This is a genomic window from Sulfitobacter sp. F26204 (assembly GCF_026410305.1).
Taxonomy (GTDB): domain Bacteria; phylum Pseudomonadota; class Alphaproteobacteria; order Rhodobacterales; family Rhodobacteraceae; genus Sulfitobacter.
This window is the reverse complement of the sequence record NZ_JAPMLQ010000002.1, coordinates 754,441-774,762: the sequence shown is the minus strand read 5'-3', so window position 1 is coordinate 774,762 and position 20,322 is coordinate 754,441. Positions and strand designations below refer to the sequence as shown.

Genomic DNA, 20,322 nt, shown 5'->3' with positions numbered 1-20,322 from the left:
GCTGAAGTTGATCAGTTCGCTAGAGCCGATCATTTCATCCGACGATTGACTCCGGTCAACTCGTTTTTGCGGTGCCTTGTTGCGCAGTTTTCCCGCCAAGGATTCCCGCTTTGAAGGCCACTCCAGGCTAGGTGCCTGTTTCGCAACTGCGCTTCAAGCTGCCCAGCAGCAAAACACAAAGTCCCCCAAACCCTTGCCACGCTGCGTATGTACGGTATGTGTACGCGCGGTGACGTCTGTTTGACACTTTACACGTCGTTCACCCATTGCCGAAAGATCGGTAAAACACACATGAGGAACGCCCCGCAAGATGTTGGATCAAAATACCAATCGCCCTCCTTTGCCACCCGAAATCGCGCGTCGCCGGACCTTTGCCATCATCAGCCACCCGGATGCAGGCAAGACCACGCTTACCGAAAAATTCCTCCTCTTCGGCGGTGCGATCCAGATGGCTGGACAGGTCCGCGCCAAGGGCGAAGCCCGCCGTACCCGGTCCGACTTCATGGCGATGGAAAAGGATCGCGGCATCTCTGTCTCCGCATCCGCGATGTCTTTTGATTTCACCACAAGATCCGACACTTTCCGCTTCAATCTGGTAGACACCCCCGGTCACTCCGATTTTTCCGAAGATACCTATCGTACACTGACGGCCGTTGATGCCGCCGTCATGGTGATCGACGGTGCCAAGGGCGTTGAATCCCAGACTCAGAAGCTGTTTGAAGTTTGCCGCATGCGCGACCTCCCAATCTTGACATTTTGTAATAAAATGGACCGCGAGAGCCGGGATATTTTCGAAATTATTGACGAAATCCAACAAAATCTTGCCATTGACGTGACCCCGGCAAGCTGGCCCATCGGTGTCGGACGTGACTTTATCGGCTGCTACGACATACTGCGCGACCGTCTTGAACTGATGGATCGCGCGGATCGAAACAAGGTTGCGGAATCGGTCGAAATCAATGGTCTGGATGATCCGAAACTGGCCGAACATGTCCCTGCCAATCTGCTTGAAAAACTCCGTGAAGACCTTGAAATGGTCCGTGAATTGATGCCGCCACTGGATGCGGAACTCATGGCCGAAGGGTCGCTCACTCCGATCTGGTTCGGATCCGCCATCAATTCCTTTGGCGTCAAGGAGTTGATGGAAGGCATCGCCAAATTCGGTCCCGAACCGCAAATCCAGAAGGCGGAACCACGACAAATCCTGCCAGAAGAAAGAAAGGTCTCTGGCTTTGTTTTCAAGGTTCAGGCCAACATGGACCCCAAACACCGCGATCGTGTTGCCTTTGTCCGTCTGGCTGCGGGTCACTTTCTGCGCGGCATGAAAATGACCCATGTGCGCAGCAAGAAATCAATGACCATCACCAATCCGGTGATGTTCCTCGCCTCAGACCGCGAACTGGCCGAGGAAGCCTGGGCGGGTGACATCATCGGCATCCCGAACCACGGCCAACTTCGCATCGGCGATACATTGACCGAAGGCGAGGCATTGCGCGTCACTGGCATCCCCTCTTTCGCGCCTGAACTGTTGCAAGGGGTACGTGCGGGCGATCCGCTGAAATCCAAACACTTGGAAAAGGCACTGATGCAGTTTGCCGAAGAAGGTGCCGCGAAGGTTTTCAAACCGGCGATCGGATCCGGATTTGTTGTCGGTGTTGTCGGACAGTTGCAGTTTGAAGTCCTGGCAAGCCGGATCGAGCTTGAGTACGGTTTGCCGGTGCGCTTTGAAGCGTCGCAATTTACCTCGGCGAGATGGGTCACTGGAGACAAACAAGCCGTTGATAAATTTATACAAAGCAATCCCCAGCATATAGCCCATGACCATGATGGCGACATCGTCTATCTGACCCGTTTGCAATGGGACATCGACCGCGTGGGCCGCGATTACCCCGAGGTACGACTGACCGCGACCAAGGAAATGATGGTGTGAGCGACAGTTGGGGGATCAGCGCCACGATCCTCGCACCGGTGGCGACAATCCTTGATTTTGCCGCCTATCACCTTGAGGCAGGTGCCCACCGGCTTTACCTTTATCTTGATGACGACAATCAGGCCGCGTTTGACATCCTCAAGGCTCACCCCAAAATCAAACCAACCCTGTGCAACGACGCATGGTGGAGGGGCAAGCGCCCCAAAAAACACCAGGTGCGCCAGACACAAAACGCCACCCATGCCTATCACCGTCGGACCGAGGTCGACTGGCTGATCCATATGGACGTGGATGAGTTTCTTGTTGCACAGCAGCCTGTGGGCGAAATCCTCGCCGCCCTGCCAAAAGCCGATAAAATCGCGCGTATCCGGCCAATGGAACAGCTTGCGGGTGACGGCAGCCGATTCAAGGCCTTCGTCCCCAACGGACCGGACCGCGCCCGCATTGTCGCAGAGCTTTATCCAACCTACGGGCCCCATATCAAAGGTGGGTTCCTGAGCCATCTCGCAGGAAAGTGCTTCGTGCGCAGCGGTTTGCAAGGCATGCGCATCCAGATCCACAACGCCTTCCAACACGATCAGATGCTGCAAGGTCCGGAAACCACAGCAGGCATCGACCTCGCCCATTGTCATGCAACATCCTGGGAAGAGTGGTACGCCGCCTTTCGCTACCGCTTCGATAAAGGGTCCTACCGCGCCGAACTTGCCCCCAATCGTCCCCGTGAAAAGGGCGGGCTTTCGATGCACGAACTCTTTGCAACCATCGAGGCCGAAAACGGTGAAACGGGTCTGCGGGCGTTTTTCGACGAAGTTTGTGCCGACACCCCCGCCCTGCGCCGCAGGCTTGCCTCCCAAGGTCTGCTCAGAGAGGTGAAATTTGATCTAAATACCACAACAGCCAAGCATTTTCCTCACCACAGCTCCTGATTCCCGTTCTATTTGACGATCTCCCCCCAAGTTGGTATCGGTGCGCAACATATCGCGGCAGATGCCGCCGTTTGGGCCATGCGGGCCGATATGACAGATGCAGCGGGCCACAACGTGTCCGCAAAACCCGGACACATATGACAAAATTTTCTGATCTGAAGCTCAGCCCAAAAGTGCTCAAGGCCATCAACGAGGCCGGATATGAGACACCCACCCCGATTCAGGCAGGTGCGATCCCTCCTGCCCTCGAAGGCCGCGATGTTCTGGGCATCGCCCAGACCGGCACCGGAAAAACCGCAAGCTTTACGCTTCCGATGATCACGATGCTTGCCCGTGGCCGCGCGCGCGCGCGGATGCCACGCTCGCTGGTGCTATGCCCCACACGTGAATTGGCCGCACAGGTTGCCGAAAATTTCGACACCTACGCCAAACATGTCAAACTGACCAAGGCGCTATTGATTGGCGGCGTATCGTTCAAAGAACAAGACATCGCCATCGACAAGGGCGTCGACGTTCTGATTGCCACACCGGGCCGCTTGCTTGATCATTTCGAACGCGGAAAACTGATCCTGAACGACGTCAAGATCATGGTGGTGGACGAAGCCGACCGGATGCTCGACATGGGGTTCATACCTGACATCGAGCGCATTTTTGGTCTGACCCCCTTCACACGGCAGACGTTGTTCTTTTCTGCCACCATGGCCCCCGAGATCGAGCGGATCACCAACACCTTCCTCAGCAACCCGGAACGCATCGAAGTTGCCCGGCAGGCCACCACCGGCGAGAATATCACCCAGGGTGTGCTGATGTTCAAAGGCTCGCGCAAGGACCGTGAGGCATCGGAAAAACGCAAAGTCCTGAGAGCTTTGATCGATGCCGAAGGCGACAAATGCACCAATGCCATCGTATTCTGCAATCGCAAGATGGATGTCGACATCGTTGCCAAGTCCCTCAAGAAATATGGCTATGATGCCGCCCCGATCCATGGCGATCTTGACCAAAGCCAGCGTACCCGCACACTGGACGGTTTCCGCGAAGGATCTTTGCGCTTTCTGATCGCTTCCGATGTGGCTGCCCGTGGTCTTGATGTGCCCTCGGTATCCCATGTGTTCAACTTTGACGTGCCCAGTCACGCAGAAGATTACGTGCATCGCATTGGCCGTACCGGTCGTGCGGGACGCGATGGCACCGCGATCATGATCTGCACCCTGCGGGATGAGAAAAACCTCGCGGATGTGGAGCGTCTGGTACAACGCGAAATTCCGCGTCTGGATAACCCGCTCGGGGGGAATGCCACTCCCGACGAGGTACCGGAGAAGAAATCAGCGGATGAGTCCGGGGCAAAGCCCAAGCGTAGCCGTTCGCGCAGCCGCAAGTCCGATGCCGCACCCAAGGCCGAAACGCCAAAGGCGCAAGAGGCCAAGGCGGAGGCCCCCCAAAAGGAGACTGGCAAAGACGCGTCAAAGGCATCTGAAACGTCCAGGCAGGTACAGTCGGAACAGCGTTCTGACAAAAACAACCATGACCGCGAGGCCAAGCGCGACGGCGGGCGTGACAACAAACAGGGTAGAAACGACAACCGTGGTGGCCGAAATGACAACCGTGGCGGGCGCGGCAATGATCGCAGCCAAAACCACAAGGTTATTGGCCTGGGCGACCATACGCCGGAGTTCATCGAACTCAGCTTTGCGGACCGCCCCGACAGCTAACCCCTTTACCCCCCAATAAAAACGGCCCCGCATCACTGGGGGGCCGTTTTTCGTTGTCCTGTGCCTGTAACAGCGCTTAACTCAACCGGCTGACCACGACCGTCACTTCGGGTTTTTTGCCGATTTCTTCTTGGGCAGACTGGCGCAGGACGCGCTTCAACCCATCATTCAGCTTGGTATCATCACGCAGCGTTGCCGCCTTGGACCGCCCCAGAAACTGGCTCAGGTCTTCTTCCAGCACGTCGGCCAGCGGTGCCCCGGATTTTCCAACCTCAGGCAGGCCCATAGTATCGACCCAAGGATCTCCCAGCGGTTCGTCCTCATCGTCCAGAATGACGGTGACTGTTACATGTCCGTTCAACGCCATGCGGATACGATCACGCACAACACCGTCAAGTGCACCGATCTGGACCGATCCGTCGATATAAGTACGCCCTGTCTCGACATATTCCGCAACCTTGGGCTCATTGCCTGACAGGTCGATCATCATACCGTTGACGGCCAGTACACCGGCAATGCCCTTGCCTTCGGCAATCTTCACATGCTCGCGCAGGTGGCGGTGTTCACCATGCATGGGGATCAGCACCTGTGGCTTCACCACGTCGTGGAGAGTCTCGAGGTCGGGACGATTGGCATGACCCGACACATGGTATCTGCCAGAACTGTCATCCACGACATCGACGCCACGTTCAGAGAACTGGTTCATAATGCGAATGACGCCTTTTTCGTTCCCCGGAATCGTCTTGGACGAGAAGAGAAACAGATCTCCCTCCTTCATCTCGATCCCTTGAAACTTTCCGCGGGCCAATTGCGCGCTTGCCGCACGGCGTTCGCCCTGCGATCCGGTCACCAACAGCATCAGGTTCTCACGTGGAATACCGCGTGCCTCCTCTGGGCTGACGATTGGCGGGAAATCCTTCATCACACCGGTTTCAAGTGATGCTTCGACCATGCGTTTCATTGCGCGTCCCAACAGGACAACTGAACGCCCTGCCTTGTCCGCCGCCATGGCCAGCGTTTTCACCCGTGCCACGTTGGATGCAAAGGTTGTCGCGACAACCATACCCTCGGCAGCACTGACCAACTCTTCAAGAGCGGGGCCAAGTGTCGCTTCAGACCGCCCCGGATCCGGCGAAAAGACATTGGTACTGTCACAGATCAGCGCCTTGATGCCATCCTTGCAAACCTCGGCCCATAGGTCGGGATCATAGGCTTCGCCCACCCCCGGAGTACGGTCGATCTTGAAATCACCCGAATGGATCACACGCCCCGCCGGCGTGTCGATCACCAATGCCGAACTTTCCGGAATCGAATGCGAGATCGGGAGGAATCCCACCGTAAACGGCCCTGCATCAATCTGCTCGGGCCAGGCACCTATAACCCGAACTGCATCATCGGGATGGCCGTGCTCATCCATCTTGCGCTTGGTGATATTCGCGGTGAACTTGCGCGCATAAATCGGGGCTTGCAACTGACCATAGGTATGGGAGACACCCCCGACATGGTCTTCATGGGCATGAGTGACGAACACCGCTTCAATCTGGTCCTTGCGCGCACGCAGCCAGGCAATGTCTGCAATGATCAGATCGACACCGGGTGAGCTGTCCATGTCAGGAAAGGCCACTCCAAGGTCCACAACAATCAGGCGTTCCTTGCCCGGTTTTCCATATCCGTACACATAGGCATTCATGCCTATTTCACCCGCCCCGCCAAGGGGAAGGTAGATTAATCTTTCGCTGCTCATTATCCAGCTATTTCCTTATTATATTTATGTATCACGGTCAGGCCGTGCATCGTGAGGTCATTTTCTATGACATCAAAAAGATCTTCGGTTTGCGCAAACAGCGACGCCAGGCCGCCAGTTGCGATTATTTTCATCGGGCTTTCACGTTCTGCTTTGATACGGGCGCAAATTTCTTTCACCAATCCGACATAGCCCCAAAAGACGCCGGACTGCATACAAGCAACGGTGTTGGTGCCTACTACACGTTGCGGTTTGGTAATGTCCACATGCGGCAAGGCAGCAGCCGCCATATGAAGTGCCTCAAGTGACAGATTTACCCCCGGCGCAATCACACCGCCTACATAGGCCCCATCATGATCCGCCACATCAAAGGTGGTCGCCGTTCCGAAATCGACCACAATCAGGTTGCCACCATGGCGATCATAGGCACCAGCAGCATTCACCAACCGGTCCGGCCCGACCAGCGTGCCCTCATCCACACGCGGGTTTGTCGGCAACAGGCAGTCAGGCTTGCCCACAACCAATGGACGACAATTGAAAAACTGGTCCGAAAACACGCGCAGGTTAAACACCACGCGTGGCACCGTGGATGAAATGATCACTTCAGTGATTTCGGGATCGATCTTGTAGTGATTCAGCAATGTCGAGAACCAGGTAAAATAGGCATCCGCCGTCCGGGCATGATGGGTGGACGTGCGCATCGTACAGAGCGCATGATCGCCATCATAAATTGAAAAAACCGTGTTGGTATTGCCGCAATCAATCGCCAAAAGCATGGGTTGGTCCCCTTAGAAAAACACATCTGCCGCCGTGATCGCCACGGGCCCCTTGGATGTCTGTAAAACAAGATTTCCGTCTTCGTCGACATCCTGAAAGGTGCCAATTGTCTCATCTCGCATGGTACGGGCGGTGATCACCTCGCCCAGCTTTGCCGCATGATCCAGCCAGCCACGGCGGATTGGAGCAAAGCCATGTGCCGTGAACTGGTTTTCCAGTATAGCATATTGAGCGGCGAGCGTATCCAGAAATACCTCAGGACTGACGTCTACCCCCAACTCACCGGCAAGGCTCACCGGGCGTAGCGCACCCGCCTCTACCTGGTCCGGTCGCGGTGCATGCACAAGGTTCACACCAACGCCGATCACCAGATGATCGCCAATGCTCTCAAGCAGGATCCCAGCCACTTTGCCGCCGTTGAGCAATACATCATTTGGCCATTTCAACGCAAAGGCATCCGGCATCCCGGTAACCGCGGCAAAGCTGCGCAAAAGCGCCAGCGACGTCACAAAAGAACGCAACGCTGCAACTGCTGGCGTTTCGGCCCGTCGCATCACCAAAGTTCCGGCAAAGTTTCCGCGTGGCGTTGCCCAGGCGCGACCACGCCTGCCCCGTGCCTCTGTCTGCTCTAACGCAAGGATCCACGTGGGACCAGCAAGGTCAGGCAACAGGCGCGCCGCTTCGGAAAGGGTGCTGTCGACTACATCCAGCACATGACGGCCATAGCCTTGCGGCCAATTGTTCATCTGCACATCCGGACAAATCGACCTGTCCATAGCAGGGGCAAGCCAGAATGGTTCAATTCACCAACGCGCCAGCGGCTTCAACTGCGGCTGCCTCGACCCCGAACATATTGATGATGCCCAGAACCATGATCACCGCGGATACCGTCAGAAACGCAGGCAGGATCCTTCCGCTGGACCGGTCAAGTTGTTCGGTTGGTTCTTCGCCGAAATACATGTAGAACACGATCCGCAGGTAATAATAGGCACCGATCACAGATGCGACCACACCGGCAACGGCCAACCACACAAGTCCAGCATCGTAAGCTGCGCGCAGGACATAAAGCTTGCCGAAAAAGCCCAGCATAGGCGGCACCCCGGCAAGACTGAACAACAACACCAACATCGACAGGGCGCGTCCAGGATTGGTCTTGGCGTACATGTTCAAGGACGCAATATCCGTCACCGGCGCACCATCCTTTTGCATCATCAGAATAAAGGAAAAGGCACCGACGTTCATTGTCACATAGATCGCCATATAGACCAGCATCGCCTGCACACCAAAGGCGGTGCCCGCCGCCAAACCCATCAGCGCATAGCCCATATGCGCGATAGAGGAAAACGCCATCAGACGTTTGATATTCGTTTGCCCGATCGCGGCAACAGCACCAAGAAACATCGATAGCAGGGACAAAAGCGCGATGACCTGGCTCCAGTCGCTCACGGCATTGCCAAAGGCATCATGCAGAACTCGGGCAAACAGCGCCATCGCCGCCATTTTGGGCGCGGTTGCGAAAAAGGCGGTGACCGGTGTTGGCGACCCTTCGTAAACGTCAGGCGTCCACATATGGAATGGCACCGCAGATACCTTGAACGCAAGGCCGGCAATCAAAAAGACCAGGCCAAACAACAGGCCCAGCGATGTCTCGCCTGCCTGTGCGGTCGTAATGATGCCCGAGAACAATGTCGTTCCTGCATAACCGTAAACCAGCGATGCACCGTAAAGCAACAAACCTGAGGACAGCGCGCCCAACACAAAATACTTCAGCCCCGCTTCGGTGGAACGCACGGAATCACGGCGCAGCGACGCCACCACGTAAAGCGCCAGGGACTGCAGCTCCAGACCCATGTAAAGCGCCATAAGATCACCGGCACTGACCATCATCATCATGCCAACAACGCTGAGCGCGACAAGAATGGGATACTCAAAGCGCAGCAGACCACGGCTCCGCATATAGTTTTCCGACATCACCAATACCGCTGCTGCTGACAGCAGGATCGTTACCTTGGCAAACCGGGCAAATCCGTCCTCGATGAACATTCCGTTAAACGCGCTCTGCGTTCCTTCGCCTGTCAGCCCGATGTAGGCGGCCAACACGACAAAGACAGCCGCCGTGATCCAGACAAGCATCCCACCCACCTTGTCCTTGGTGGTATAGACAGCAACCATTAATCCCAGCAGCGCAAAGGCCGACAGCAGGATTTCCGGCAAAATGACATTCAGATCAGCGGCAATCATCGTGGACTTCCTTAATGCGATGCAGTGGCGGTTTGAACGGAGGTATCAGCCGCCTCTACCGCGCTTGCGTAGTTCTCAACCAGAGCTGTCACGGACGGCCCCGTAATATCCAAAACCAATGCGGGATAGACACCCAGCAGCAGTGTCATGGCGACCAGTGGGGCCAGGATCCATTTTTCCCGCGGCGACATGTCCTTGATCGCCTTCAGGCTTTCCTTGATCAACTCACCCATCACCACGCGGCGATACAGCCACAGCGCATAGGCCGCTGAAAAGATCACACCCGTTGTTGCAACCATTGCGACCCATGTGTCGACCTGGAAAACCGCAATCAGGGTCAGGAACTCGCCGATGAACCCTGAAGTACCCGGCAGGCCGACGTTCGCCATCGTAAAGAACATAAAGACCATCGCATAGGCGGGCATCCGGTTCACAAGACCACCATAGGCGTCAATCTCGCGGGTGTGCATCCTGTCATAGATCACACCAACCAGAAGAAAGAGCGCTGCAGAGATAAAGCCGTGGCTGACCATCTGGAAAATCGCACCGTCAACGCCCTGCTGGTTGCCGGCAAAAATACCCATCGTCACAAACCCCATGTGGGCAACAGAGGAATAGGCAATCAGCTTCTTCATGTCGTCCTGAACAAGGGCCACCAGCGAGGTATAAACAATCGCAATTGCAGACATCCAAAGCACCAGTGGTGCCATCACATCGGATCCAACGGGAAACATCGGTAAGGTAAAGCGCAGAAAGCCGTAGCCGCCCATCTTCAACAGGATTGCAGCCAGTACCACAGAACCGGCCGTCGGTGCCTGCACATGCGCATCAGGCAACCAGGTATGCACCGGCCACATTGGCATCTTGACCGCAAAACTCGCAAAGAACGCCAGGAACATCAGTGTCTGCATGCCGCCGACAATCTGGATGCCAAGAATACTGAAAGACTCGCTGCCGAACTGGTGTTTCAACAGGCTGACGTCGCAGGCCGCGATACAGGTGGTCCCGGCCTCCGAAAACATCGCAACCATCGCCACCAGCATCAACACCGAACCAAGAAAGGTATAAAGGAAAAACTTGAAGCTGGCATAAATGCGGTTCGCCCCGCCCCAGATACCGATGATCAGGAACATCGGGATCAGCCCTGCTTCGAAGAACAGGTAGAACAGGATCAGGTCCAGCGCCATGAAGACGCCCAGCATGAGCGTTTCCAGCATCAGGAAGGCAATCATGTATTCCTTGACCCGTTTGTCCACATTCCACGAGGCGGCAATCACCAGCGGCATCATGAAAGTGGTTAACATCACAAAAAGGACCGAAATGCCGTCCACGCCAAGGCGGTACTTGAGCCCCAGAAGCCATTCAGCTTCGGTCACAAACTGGAAACCGGTATCCTGCGGGTCGAATTCAAACAACACAAACAAGGAGATCACAAAGGTCGCCGTGGTGGTGATCATCGCCAGCCACTTGGCATTGCGCTGCGCCGCGGCGTCATCACCCCGCAGAAAGACCGCAAGGATCACCGCGGCAAAGGCAGGCAGAAAAGTGATAATGGAAAGCAGATGGGTATCCATTAGTGCGCCCCTCCGGTCATCGTCATCCATGTCACCAGCACCGCAATGCCGATCACCATGGCAAAGGCATAGGTGAAGATGTAACCCGACTGTGCCTTACCGGCGAGCCGTGTGAAAAAAGGCACAATGCCCATGGCAATACCGTTGAGCGTCCCGTCGATGACATTCCCGTCGCCGCGCTTCCAGAAAAAGCGACCGATGGCTTTGGCGGGTCTTACAAATACGACATCGTAGAGTTCGTCAAAATACCATTTGTTCAAAAAGAACTGATACAGCGGTTGCTGGTTTTCGGCCAGACGCTTGGGCAGGCTCGGATTCCAGATGTAGAACCACAATGCCATGATAAGCCCAAAGAGCATGGCAACAAAGGGTGCAACCTTGACCCATTTCGGTGCCGCATGGGCGTCTTCCAACACGTGGTTGTCAGGACCAAAGAACAAGGCCCCCTCGCCCGGTGCACCGCCAAATGCCGCATGATGCGCTTCCGTTGCACCATGTCCGTCATCCGATTTGCCCTGATTGTCCTCTGCCCCGCTTGTATGGGTGTCAGTCCCTTCTGCCATTTCCGCGAGCGGAATATCGTAAAACGCCGCGACATATTTGTGATCGCCAAAGAACGGCTTGAACCACAGCATCCCGGCAAAAATCGCCCCCAATGCCAAGACCCCCAAAGGCACCAGCATTACCATGGGCGATTCATGGGCATGTTCATGAGTATGTTTGTCACCGCGCGGCTTGCCGTAGAAAGTCATGAACATCAGACGCCAGCTGTAAAAGGAGGTCATCGCCGCCGCTGCCACCAGCAGCCAGAAACCATACATCGACCCACCTGCCCATGCGCTCTCGATAATCGCGTCTTTTGACAGGAAACCAGCAAAGCCGAAATGCGTCAGCGGAATACCCACACCGGTAATCGCGAGCGTACCAATCATCATGGCAGCAAAGGTATAGGGGATCTTTTTGCGCAGACCGCCATAATTACGCATGTCCTGCTCGTGATGCATCGCATGAATGACTGAACCCGCGCCAAGGAACAACATTGCCTTAAAGAAGGCATGAGTGAACAGGTGGAACATTGCCGCCGAGTACATGCCAACACCTGCCGCCACGAACATATAGCCCAGCTGTGAACAGGTCGAATAGGCAATGACGCGCTTGATGTCGTTCTGAACCAGCCCCACGGTCGCTGCGAACAACGCGGTTGTGGCCCCGATAAAGGTTACAAACATCATTGCTTCGGGCGCGAATTCCATGATTGGCGACATCCGGCAAACAAGGAAAACACCCGCCGTCACCATTGTCGCGGCATGGATCAATGCCGACACAGGCGTCGGGCCTTCCATCGCATCGGGCAACCAGGTGTGCAGGAACAACTGCGCCGATTTCCCCATCGCGCCGACAAACAGCAAAAAGGCGATCAGGTTCGCCGCATTCCAGTCGGTCCAGAGAAAGCCGATGGTCTGCTCTGCCAGATCGGGGGCCGCCGCAAAAATATCGTCGAAACGGATGCTGTCCGTCATCAGATACAGCGCCATGATCCCAAGCGCGAAACCGAAATCGCCCACCCTGTTCACCACAAAGGCCTTGATCGCCGCCGCATTTGCGCTGGGTTTCTTGTAGTAGAAACCGATCAAGAGATAAGAGGCCACGCCGACACCTTCCCAGCCAAAGAACATCTGAACAAGATTGTCAGAGGTGACCAGCATCAACATCGCAAAGGTAAAGAACGACAGATAGGCAAAGAAACGGGCCCGATAATTTTCCCCCTCGCCGCTGAAATTATCGTCATGCGCCATATAGCCAAAGGAATAAAGGTGCACGAGCGCGGAAACCGTGGTCACGACGATCAGCATGATTGCGGTCATACGATCCAGGCGGATCGACCAGTCGGTGCTTAGGCTACCGGATTCGATAAAGCGCAGGATCTGGATATGCTCTGTCGGGCCGTCAAAGGACAGAAACACAATCCAAGACAAGGCCGCAGACAGAAACAACAGGCCCGTGGTGATCCACTGCGCAGCGGTTTCGCCCATCAACTTCCAACCGAAACCGGCAACAAGCGCGCCAACCAGCGGCGCAAAAAGGAGTGTGGTTTCCATCTGCCTCAGCCCTTCATCACATTAACGTCTTCAACCGCGATCGTGCCACGATTGCGGAAGAAACAGACCAGAATGGCCAGACCAATCGCCGCCTCAGCCGCAGCAACCGTGAGGACAAACAGCGTGAACACCTGCCCGACCAGATCCCCAAGGAAACTGGAGAAGGCGACCAGATTGATATTCACCGCCAGAAGCATCAATTCAATGCTCATCAACAGGATGATCACGTTTTTGCGGTTCAGGAATAGCCCGAAGATGCCGATGACAAAAAGCGTCGCCGCCACTGTCAGGTAATGTTCAAGTCCGATCATGTCGTCCCTCGGTTGTCGCCCTGTTGTCAGGCATTTCGTCTTAGTCTTGTGGCAGAAAGCCACCAAAGGCTGGTTAGCCCATGAACCCGTATCCACCCAGCAGGATGACAAGCACCACTACGAGTACAACGATTGTATTTCTAGACATGGTGTTGTCCCCTTGTTGACTGGCGCAGGTTCATAGCCCCTGCCCCGATTTCACGTCTTTCAATTCCATCGTCTTGGCCGGATCACGCATCATCTGTGCCACCACATCCTGCCGCTTCACATCCACACGGTGGCGCAGGGTCAGCACGATTGCACCAATCATCGCCACCAGCAGGATCATCCCCGCCAATTGGAACAGCAGAAAATAGTCATCATAAAGGATCAGACCCAAAGCTGCCGTATTCTGCACATTCAGACCTGTCACCTGAGCGCGTAGCCCTTCGGCTGCTGCATTGCTTTCCCAGGCACCAAAAGCCATCACGAATTGCATCAATATGATCAACCCGATCAGAAGCGCCAGCGGCATGTATTTCGCCATCTCGGCCTTCAACTCGGCAAAATCAACGTCCAGCATCATCACCACGAACAGGAACAACACCGCAACCGCACCGACATAGACAATGATCAGCAACATCGCGACAAATTCGGCGCCCAGCAGCACAAACAGACCTGCAGAGGACAGGAAGGCAAGGATCAGCCAAAGCACCGAATGCACCGGGTTGCGGCTGACCACGGTGAAAAGCCCGCCCGCGATCACGCAGATCGCAAACAAATAGAAAGCAAAAACCATCATGCTTGGGTGCCTTTCTCGTCGCTTTCATCTATCTCGGCCATAATAGCGTCGGCCAGTTCCATTGCCTTGGCCATAGCTGGCAGACCTGCAAAAACAGACATCTGTGCAATGGCTTCGCGGATATGTTGCTTGGTCGCGCCGGCCTCGATCGCGTGGCGGACGGTCTGGCGCACGGCCACATCGTTTTGGGCACCCTGCATGGTCAACCCAGCCAGGGTCAGCAACAGGCGTGTCCGCGCATCAAGCCCGTCCTTGTTCACACCGTTGCCAAACATCATTTCCATCATGTCTTTCGGCATGGTGCCCATCATCGCCTCAAACACCTTGGGCGAAAACGCGTCCATCGCAGGCATGGCCTTGGCCATCTCCTGCGCTTGCTTCATCATCGCCTCAAAGGGGTTTACGGGATCATTCATCGGTAGGGTGCATCCATTTCAAGATTGCGGGCGATCTCGGTTTCCCAACGGTCCCCATTGTCCAGCAATTTGGCCTTGTCGTAATATAACTCTTCGCGGGTTTCCGTCGAAAACTCAAAGTTCGGCCCTTCGACAATCGCATCCACTGGACAGGCCTCCTGACAGAAACCGCAATAGATGCATTTGGTCATGTCTATGTCATAACGCTTGGTGCGGCGGCTGCCGTCCTCGCGGGGTTCCGCGTCAATGGTGATGGCCTGCGCGGGACAAACTGCCTCGCACAATTTGCAGGCGATGCAGCGTTCTTCCCCACTGGGATAGCGACGCAAGGCATGTTCCCCACGAAAACGCGGCGACAGCGGGCCTTTTTCATGTGGGTAGTTCAGCGTGACCTTGGGCGCAAAGAAATAGCGCATGCCCAGCAGGAAGCCTTTGACATAGTCGGTCAGCAGGAAATATCCGGCCTTGCGGGAAAAATCGGTTTGACTCATATCACCCTCACATCGGCCAGCGGGCATAAATGCCCCAGAACCATTCGAATTTCGCCGCGAACGCCGTGAAAACCACCCAGAAAAGAGAGAACGGCAGGAAAACCTTCCAACCCAGACGCATCAACTGATCGTAGCGGTAGCGTGGCGTGATCGCCTTGACCATCGAGAACATAAAGAAGACGCCCAGCATCTTGATGAACATCCAGAAAAAGCCATCCGGCAAGAAAGCCACAGGCGACAGCCAGCCACCGAGGAACAGCAAAGATACCAGTGCGCACATCAACACAACTGCGACCAGTTCACCGATCATGAACAGCAGGAAAGGTGTCGAGGAATATTCAACCTGATAGCCCGCAACCAGTTCTGATTCCGCTTCCGGCAGATCAAAGGGCGGCCGGTTGGTTTCAGCCAAAGCACTGATAAAGAACAGGATCATCATCGGGAAATGCGGCAGGAAATACCAATGCAGCAATCCGCCACCGCCCTCTTGTGCCTGCACAATCGCGCCAAAGTTCATTGACCCTGTGGAAATGATCACACCGATGATGATCAAACCGATCGAGACCTCATAGGAGATCATCTGCGCCGCGGACCGCAGGGAACCCAGGAAAGGGTATTTGGAGTTAGACGCCCAACCACCCATGATCACGCCATAGACTTCAAGCGAGGAAATCGCGAAAACATAAAGGATGGCGACGTTAATATCGGCCAAAATCCAGGTGTCATTAAAGGGGATCACCGCCCAGGCGATCATCGCCATAACGAAGGAAATCATCGGCGCAAGGAAAAAGACCGCGCGGTCAGCACCGGCGGGAACGACAACTTCCTTTACGATATATTTCAGAAAATCCGCAAATGATTGCAGCAGGCCAAAGACACCCACAACGTTGGGGCCGCGTCGCATCATCACAGCGGCCCAGATCTTACGGTCCGCATACATCAGAAACGCCAGCGCCAGCAGCAAGGGCACGACGAGAAGCAGAACCTGCCCCACCAACAAAAGCCCCATGCCGAGGCCTGTTTGCGTAAAGAATTCAACCATTAGCCGTTAAGCCCCTGTCTTTCAAATCGTGGTCTCTCATACCCTCGGAATGCCTTTCTCGACGCAGTTCGCGACGGTGACCTCGGCATCAATTGTCTTTATGCCACGTGGCAAGCTTGGCGAGATCGTATAAACAGCATCGCCTCGCCAAAGACCAGCCTCTTGGGCGACATTTGTGCGGACATGCCGTGCAAAACCATAGCCGCGAATAAGGGTGTATTGCGCTGCAGCACATTCCGCATAGTCCGAAACGTCCTGACCGCTTTGTGCTTTGGTCATCGCAACCTTGAACTGCACCAGATCCCCATCCAGTAACGCTGTTTCCACCCCCTTGTAATCAGGAATGAAATCAGAGGCCAAGGGAACCTGCGGCTCACAGGCGGCCAGGGTCACCGCCGCCACCGCAAGTGTCAGAGCCGCCACCCCTCTCACTCAGCCGCCAGAGGTGACGCAGCCCGTGCCGCCGCATTGGCCGAAAGCTCCGCCATCAACGCACTTGCTCTTGCAATCGGGTTAGAGAGATAGAAATCTGCAATCGCCGGCTGGAACACCGCGCTGCCCAGCTTGCCGCTTTTCACGGGTTGCCATTCATTTGCCGGGACCCGGTCTATCTCTCCCAGATGCGGCACGTCTTTAACCAGCGCCTTTCGCAGCGCCACGAGAGAATCATATGGCAACGTCGCATCCATTTCGGCGGACAAGGCCCGCAGGATCGCCCAGTTTTCCTTGGCCTGACCCGGTGCGAAACTTGCACGCGCCGCCAGTTGCGGACGCCCTTCGGTATTCACGAATAATCCTGCCTCTTCGGTATAGGCCGCACCGGGCAGGATAATATCCGCACGATGGGCACCGCGATCACCATGTGATCCTTGATAGATCACAAATGGACCCGCCGGAATGTCGCCCTCATCCGCGCCAAGGTTGTAGATCACATCCGCACTCAGAATATCCGCGATGCCATTCTCGCAGGTCGCCCCGATGTCCATCGCACCAACGCGGCCAGCCGCCGTGTGCAGCACCAACAACTTGCTCTGTGTCTTTTCGCACAATTCCATTGCAGCGCCGAGAACTGCTTCGCCGTCATCGCGGGCTAATGCGCCCTGCCCGATCACAATGACCGACGGCACTTCCAGCACCTTCGAGAATGTGTTCCCCAGCACCGCGCCAAGCGCCGCCGGATCATCGCCCATGTGGTGATAATCATATGTCAGATCAACAGGTTGGCCAATCAATCCGATGTTTGCGCCCCGCGTCCATGCTTTGCGAATACGCGCGTTCAGTACAGGCGCTTCTACCGCTGGATTGGTCCCGATCAACTGGATCATCTCGGCAGTGTCCAGATCCTCAACCGTGGCCGTGCCAACATAGCCCGAACGATTGCCCGCAGGCAGCTTCGCACCATCGGTGCGGCATTCAACCGAACCGCCATGCCCCTCGATCAGGGTTTTCAACGCATAGGCCGCTTCGACCGAGACCAGATCACCGATCAGCCCGCCAACCTTCTTGTCCTTCATCGCCGCAGCAGCCGCCGCCAGCGCCTCGGGCCAATCGGCTTTGCGCAGCTTGCCGTTCTCGCGGATATAGGGGGTGTCCAGACGTTGACGGCGCAACCCATCCCAGACGAAGCGCGTCTTGTCGGAAATCCATTCCTCGTTCACACCGTCATGATTGCGCGGCAGGAACCGCATGACTTCACGACCTTTGGTATCCACGTGGATGTTCGATCCCAGCGCGTCCATCACATCAATTGATTCCGTCTTGGACAATTCCCAGGGCCGCGCCGTGAATGAATACGGCTTGCTGACCAAAGCGCCCACAGGGCACAGATCAATGATGTTGCCCGATAGATTGCTTTCGATCACTGCCCCCAGATAGGTCGTAATCTCTGCATCTTCCCCGCGTCCTGTCTGGCCCATGATATGCTGGCCTGCGACCTCGGTCGTGAAACGCACACAACGGGTGCAGGAAATGCAGCGGGTCATATGAGTTTCGATCAGTGGCCCGATTTCGAGATCTTCGGTTGCCCGCTTCGGCTCGCGGAAACGCGAGAAATCAACACCATAGGCCATCGCCTGATCCTGAAGGTCACATTCGCCGCCCTGATCGCAGATCGGGCAATCAAGCGGATGGTTGATCAACAGGAACTCCATCACCCCTTCACGTGCCTTTTTCACCATCGGCGAATTGGTTTTCACAACCGGCGGTTGCCCTTCCGGGCCGGGGCGCAGATCACGTACCTGCATCGCACAGGATGCGGCCGGCTTGGGCGGACCGCCGACGACCTCGACCAGACACATGCGGCAATTGCCCGCAATCGACAGACGCTCATGGTAACAGAACCGCGGAATTTCCACCCCCGCCTGCTCACACGCCTGAATGAGCGTCATGGCCCCCTCAGTCTCAACTTCTTTACCGTCGATAATGATTTTGCGCAGGTCGCTCATAGGGTTACTTCGCTCTCAGTAACGAACCGATACGGCTCGATTTTTGAATCTCTTGCTGTCCTAGCACACAGTAACTCTGTGGGTCGGAAGTATCGACCCCCCGCGCGCGGAAAAATGCAGCGGCTTTCGCCCGCAACCGGTTCTTTTCGGCGTCACTGTCGGTATAGGCTTCGATTTCGGCCTGGGAATAGCCCATTCCCCGTGCTTTTTGTTCCAGATTGCGCACATATCCAATCGCCTTGAACATGCGCGCACTGATTGTCGGACATTCTTTGCGAATAATATCAGCGAGGCCCAAATCAAACAGAGCATCATCAATCGCCGCAACTTCACGCAAAGGCGGCTTGGCCATCGCGGGACCTGCGATCAGGCTTGCACTCAGAAATGCTGCTACCAAAATTCTCATGTATTACTTCCTCAGGTGGCGCGGGCGGCTTTGCCCTTGGTCCACATGGGGTTTGGTCCCGTTGATATGCAATAGCAGGCACTCGGCCTGTGGTAAACACGGCCCTTATTGCGCATTTCAAAGCTGAGGGCAAACACCCTGAAACACCAGCGTATTGTCAACAATCTGAAGTTGCTCTGGCGGAGTCTCCGGGCCCACGGACCAGCGGATCTTGGAACTTCCAAAATTCTCGACGCAATAAGCGATGCCCGCATGCCGGCCTGCGGCACGCGCCCCCTCAAGGGACTGCGCGACATCGCGGATACGCACTGTGAACACGTCCCGTTGCTTGTCAACCTTGGCCACCTTTGTACGGAAATAATGCCCGTCAAAAGTTATCTGGTTCTTACTGTCGGTGCAGCCCGTCAACAGACCCAATGACAGGGCAAACATTACAGATGTCGTTTTCATTTTTGTACCCTTGTTAGTTCTGGACCCGCAAATGCGCCGGCCATTGCGCTGCGGCAATCGGCTTCACCGTGATCTCCCTTAGCACCGCATCTTTACCCAGATCACACGGCCACTTCTACCAGGATTCCCCATAATTCGCTCTAAACTCAAGGTTTATTGCCGGCCAGATTCGATTCCGACCAAACAGGCGGCAGCGGTGCTACAGATCATGCTGCCTCTCGGGATCACTTGGAAGACATTTCGCTTCTTCTGCCGTTCAGGCAACCGCCGCGTCACGGCAACCATGGGTCCGATGCATACTGGCCGCAGACAAAAGCGCCCAGCCAAAGGCATGTGCACTGTCACCATTGGATTGTCGGTGCGCAAGCCTTGCCAGGGGGTCATCCAGTGTCGGTCGATGGCCAACAGGCACAAACCACATCACAAGATGCACCCCTCAGCACATCGAACCACACGGCACGGCGCTCATAGAATTTGTTTGTGAATCCTGTCCCAGACGAATGTTTCCTGCGTTTCGACTTTTTCTCAAACACTGAGGTTGGGAATGAACAGCGGATCACCGTCAATTGCCGTATCCGTATTGCCCCCGCCGCTCTCACCTTCCATTATCCATTGGAAACCGGGCATCCGTTTCGCCAACCCATTGATCCTGTTGAGGTTCGTCATGAAATCCGCGACACGCGGATCATCCTGCGCCGCAACCAGTCGCCCCACATTCAACTCTGCCAGATGCATGCCGTTCAACGTCTTTTCCTGTCGCGCAGCGGAGCCACCCCATCAAGCGCCTTGCGCAGAAAAGCAAGGCAGAGGTTGCCGCCGATGAACACCAGTCCCACCACTGCTGCATAGGTCCAGATCGGCACGATGCCATTGCTGATCGCCAGATGCGTCGCCCAGACCGGAATGCCGAATATGGCAAATGTCGCCAACGCGGCAATCAGGCTCAACAAGCCATCCCAGAGATTTTTGAAGAAGCCCACC

General features: G+C 55.7%; 21 protein-coding genes. 3 read left to right on the top strand and 18 right to left on the bottom strand.

What is annotated here, in order from left to right; all coding sequences use genetic code 11:
- The first annotated feature begins 310 nt into the window (after positions 1-310).
- The 3 genes from OS190_RS07665 to OS190_RS07655 all read left to right on the top strand — a co-directional run bounded on the left by OS190_RS07665 (position 311) and on the right by OS190_RS07655 (position 4,565).
- Positions 311-1,930, top strand: a complete 1,620-nt coding sequence (locus tag OS190_RS07665) for a peptide chain release factor 3 (RefSeq protein WP_267158068.1) — start codon at positions 311-313, stop codon at positions 1,928-1,930.
- Positions 1,927-2,856 (top strand): glycosyltransferase family 2 protein, encoded by a 930-nt coding sequence (locus OS190_RS07660; RefSeq protein ID WP_267158067.1) that lies wholly within the window; start codon positions 1,927-1,929, stop codon positions 2,854-2,856. Before OS190_RS07665 ends, OS190_RS07660 begins: the two co-directional genes overlap by 4 nt.
- A gap of 137 nt (positions 2,857-2,993) precedes the next feature.
- Positions 2,994-4,565 carry a DEAD/DEAH box helicase gene (locus OS190_RS07655; protein WP_267158066.1) on the top strand — a complete coding sequence of 524 codons (1,572 nt, stop codon included), beginning with the start codon at positions 2,994-2,996 and terminating at the stop codon, positions 4,563-4,565.
- 76 nt (positions 4,566-4,641) lie between these two features.
- Here the strand turns inward: OS190_RS07655 and OS190_RS07650 are convergent, their stop codons facing one another.
- The 18 genes from OS190_RS07650 to OS190_RS07570 all read right to left on the bottom strand — a co-directional run bounded on the left by OS190_RS07650 (position 4,642) and on the right by OS190_RS07570 (position 20,288).
- Positions 4,642-6,309: a ribonuclease J gene (locus OS190_RS07650; RefSeq protein ID WP_267158065.1), complete on the bottom strand. Its 1,668-nt coding sequence runs from the start codon at positions 6,307-6,309 to the stop codon at positions 4,642-4,644.
- Positions 6,309-7,085, bottom strand: coding sequence for a type III pantothenate kinase (locus OS190_RS07645; protein WP_267158064.1), 777 nt, complete (start codon positions 7,083-7,085; stop codon positions 6,309-6,311). Before OS190_RS07645 ends, OS190_RS07650 begins: the two co-directional genes overlap by 1 nt.
- A 12-nt stretch (positions 7,086-7,097) precedes the next feature.
- Entirely contained in the window at positions 7,098-7,832 is a 735-nt protein-coding gene (locus tag OS190_RS07640) for a biotin--[acetyl-CoA-carboxylase] ligase (protein WP_267158063.1), read from the bottom strand.
- Positions 7,833-7,884: 52 nt separating this feature from the next.
- Entirely contained in the window at positions 7,885-9,327 is a 1,443-nt protein-coding gene (nuoN, locus tag OS190_RS07635) for an NADH-quinone oxidoreductase subunit NuoN (protein WP_267158062.1), read from the bottom strand.
- 11 nt (positions 9,328-9,338) lie between these two features.
- Positions 9,339-10,901, bottom strand: a complete 1,563-nt coding sequence (locus OS190_RS07630) for an NADH-quinone oxidoreductase subunit M (protein ID WP_267158061.1) — start codon at positions 10,899-10,901, stop codon at positions 9,339-9,341.
- Positions 10,901-13,000 (bottom strand): NADH-quinone oxidoreductase subunit L, encoded by a 2,100-nt coding sequence (gene nuoL / locus OS190_RS07625; RefSeq protein ID WP_267158060.1) that lies wholly within the window; start codon positions 12,998-13,000, stop codon positions 10,901-10,903. Before nuoL ends, OS190_RS07630 begins: the two co-directional genes overlap by 1 nt.
- A 5-nt stretch (positions 13,001-13,005) precedes the next feature.
- Positions 13,006-13,311, bottom strand: coding sequence for an NADH-quinone oxidoreductase subunit NuoK (nuoK, locus tag OS190_RS07620; protein ID WP_008553673.1), 306 nt, complete (start codon positions 13,309-13,311; stop codon positions 13,006-13,008).
- 178 nt (positions 13,312-13,489) lie between these two features.
- Positions 13,490-14,092 (bottom strand): NADH-quinone oxidoreductase subunit J, encoded by a 603-nt coding sequence (locus OS190_RS07615; RefSeq protein ID WP_267158059.1) that lies wholly within the window; start codon positions 14,090-14,092, stop codon positions 13,490-13,492.
- A complete protein-coding gene (locus OS190_RS07610; RefSeq protein WP_267158058.1) occupies positions 14,089-14,508 on the bottom strand; it encodes a carboxymuconolactone decarboxylase family protein in 420 nt (139 codons plus the stop codon). Before OS190_RS07610 ends, OS190_RS07615 begins: the two co-directional genes overlap by 4 nt.
- Positions 14,505-14,999 (bottom strand): NADH-quinone oxidoreductase subunit NuoI, encoded by a 495-nt coding sequence (gene nuoI / locus OS190_RS07605; RefSeq protein WP_267158057.1) that lies wholly within the window; start codon positions 14,997-14,999, stop codon positions 14,505-14,507. The genes OS190_RS07610 and nuoI overlap by 4 nt, the downstream gene beginning before the upstream one ends.
- 7 nt (positions 15,000-15,006) lie before the next feature.
- Positions 15,007-16,041, bottom strand: a complete 1,035-nt coding sequence (gene nuoH / locus OS190_RS07600; protein WP_267158056.1) for an NADH-quinone oxidoreductase subunit NuoH — start codon at positions 16,039-16,041, stop codon at positions 15,007-15,009.
- 36 nt (positions 16,042-16,077) lie between these two features.
- Positions 16,078-16,473, bottom strand: coding sequence for a YNQ4 family lipoprotein (locus tag OS190_RS07595; protein ID WP_502212025.1), 396 nt, complete (start codon positions 16,471-16,473; stop codon positions 16,078-16,080).
- Positions 16,470-18,485 (bottom strand): NADH-quinone oxidoreductase subunit NuoG, encoded by a 2,016-nt coding sequence (gene nuoG, locus OS190_RS07590; RefSeq protein ID WP_267158054.1) that lies wholly within the window; start codon positions 18,483-18,485, stop codon positions 16,470-16,472. The genes OS190_RS07595 and nuoG overlap by 4 nt, the downstream gene beginning before the upstream one ends.
- Before the next feature lie 4 nt (positions 18,486-18,489).
- Positions 18,490-18,891 carry a DUF5333 domain-containing protein gene (locus OS190_RS07585; protein WP_267158053.1) on the bottom strand — a complete coding sequence of 134 codons (402 nt, stop codon included), beginning with the start codon at positions 18,889-18,891 and terminating at the stop codon, positions 18,490-18,492.
- Between the two features lie 117 nt (positions 18,892-19,008).
- The gene (locus tag OS190_RS07580) at positions 19,009-19,341 is read right to left on the bottom strand and encodes a hypothetical protein (protein WP_267158052.1); all 333 of its coding nucleotides are present in this window, start codon (positions 19,339-19,341) and stop codon (positions 19,009-19,011) included.
- 256 nt (positions 19,342-19,597) lie between these two features.
- On the bottom strand, positions 19,598-19,762 hold the full coding sequence (locus OS190_RS20505; RefSeq protein ID WP_323370652.1) for a DUF3291 domain-containing protein: 165 nt from the start codon (positions 19,760-19,762) through the stop codon (positions 19,598-19,600).
- Between the two features lie 104 nt (positions 19,763-19,866).
- On the bottom strand, positions 19,867-20,076 hold the full coding sequence (locus tag OS190_RS20500; RefSeq protein ID WP_323370651.1) for a DUF3291 domain-containing protein: 210 nt from the start codon (positions 20,074-20,076) through the stop codon (positions 19,867-19,869).
- Positions 20,077-20,081: 5 nt separating this feature from the next.
- Entirely contained in the window at positions 20,082-20,288 is a 207-nt protein-coding gene (locus OS190_RS07570; protein WP_267158051.1) for a hypothetical protein, read from the bottom strand.
- Positions 20,289-20,322 lie beyond the last annotated feature (34 nt).

What these genes read in the sequence shown, in the direction of transcription:
- OS190_RS07615 (WP_267158059.1), bottom strand. Translation starts at nt 14,092, where the DNA reads ATGATGGTTTTTGCTTTCTATTTGTTTGCGATCTGCGTGATCGCGGGC.
- OS190_RS07655 (WP_267158066.1), top strand. Translation starts at nt 2,994, where the DNA reads ATGACAAAATTTTCTGATCTGAAGCTCAGCCCAAAAGTGCTCAAGGCC.
- OS190_RS07610 (WP_267158058.1), bottom strand. Translation starts at nt 14,508, where the DNA reads ATGAATGATCCCGTAAACCCCTTTGAGGCGATGATGAAGCAAGCGCAG.
- OS190_RS07630 (WP_267158061.1), bottom strand. Translation starts at nt 10,901, where the DNA reads ATGGATACCCATCTGCTTTCCATTATCACTTTTCTGCCTGCCTTTGCC.
- nuoK (WP_008553673.1), bottom strand. Translation starts at nt 13,311, where the DNA reads ATGATCGGACTTGAACATTACCTGACAGTGGCGGCGACGCTTTTTGTC.
- OS190_RS07580 (WP_267158052.1), bottom strand. Translation starts at nt 19,341, where the DNA reads ATGAAAACGACATCTGTAATGTTTGCCCTGTCATTGGGTCTGTTGACG.
- nuoL (WP_267158060.1), bottom strand. Translation starts at nt 13,000, where the DNA reads ATGGAAACCACACTCCTTTTTGCGCCGCTGGTTGGCGCGCTTGTTGCC.
- nuoI (WP_267158057.1), bottom strand. Translation starts at nt 14,999, where the DNA reads ATGAGTCAAACCGATTTTTCCCGCAAGGCCGGATATTTCCTGCTGACC.
- nuoG (WP_267158054.1), bottom strand. Translation starts at nt 18,485, where the DNA reads ATGAGCGACCTGCGCAAAATCATTATCGACGGTAAAGAAGTTGAGACT.
- OS190_RS20500 (WP_323370651.1), bottom strand. Translation starts at nt 20,076, where the DNA reads ATGCATCTGGCAGAGTTGAATGTGGGGCGACTGGTTGCGGCGCAGGAT.
- OS190_RS07650 (WP_267158065.1), bottom strand. Translation starts at nt 6,309, where the DNA reads ATGAGCAGCGAAAGATTAATCTACCTTCCCCTTGGCGGGGCGGGTGAA.
- OS190_RS07645 (WP_267158064.1), bottom strand. Translation starts at nt 7,085, where the DNA reads ATGCTTTTGGCGATTGATTGCGGCAATACCAACACGGTTTTTTCAATT.
- OS190_RS07640 (WP_267158063.1), bottom strand. Translation starts at nt 7,832, where the DNA reads ATGAACAATTGGCCGCAAGGCTATGGCCGTCATGTGCTGGATGTAGTC.
- nuoN (WP_267158062.1), bottom strand. Translation starts at nt 9,327, where the DNA reads ATGATTGCCGCTGATCTGAATGTCATTTTGCCGGAAATCCTGCTGTCG.
- OS190_RS20505 (WP_323370652.1), bottom strand. Translation starts at nt 19,762, where the DNA reads ATGTGGTTTGTGCCTGTTGGCCATCGACCGACACTGGATGACCCCCTG.
- OS190_RS07665 (WP_267158068.1), top strand. Translation starts at nt 311, where the DNA reads ATGTTGGATCAAAATACCAATCGCCCTCCTTTGCCACCCGAAATCGCG.
- OS190_RS07585 (WP_267158053.1), bottom strand. Translation starts at nt 18,891, where the DNA reads ATGAGAATTTTGGTAGCAGCATTTCTGAGTGCAAGCCTGATCGCAGGT.
- nuoH (WP_267158056.1), bottom strand. Translation starts at nt 16,041, where the DNA reads ATGGTTGAATTCTTTACGCAAACAGGCCTCGGCATGGGGCTTTTGTTG.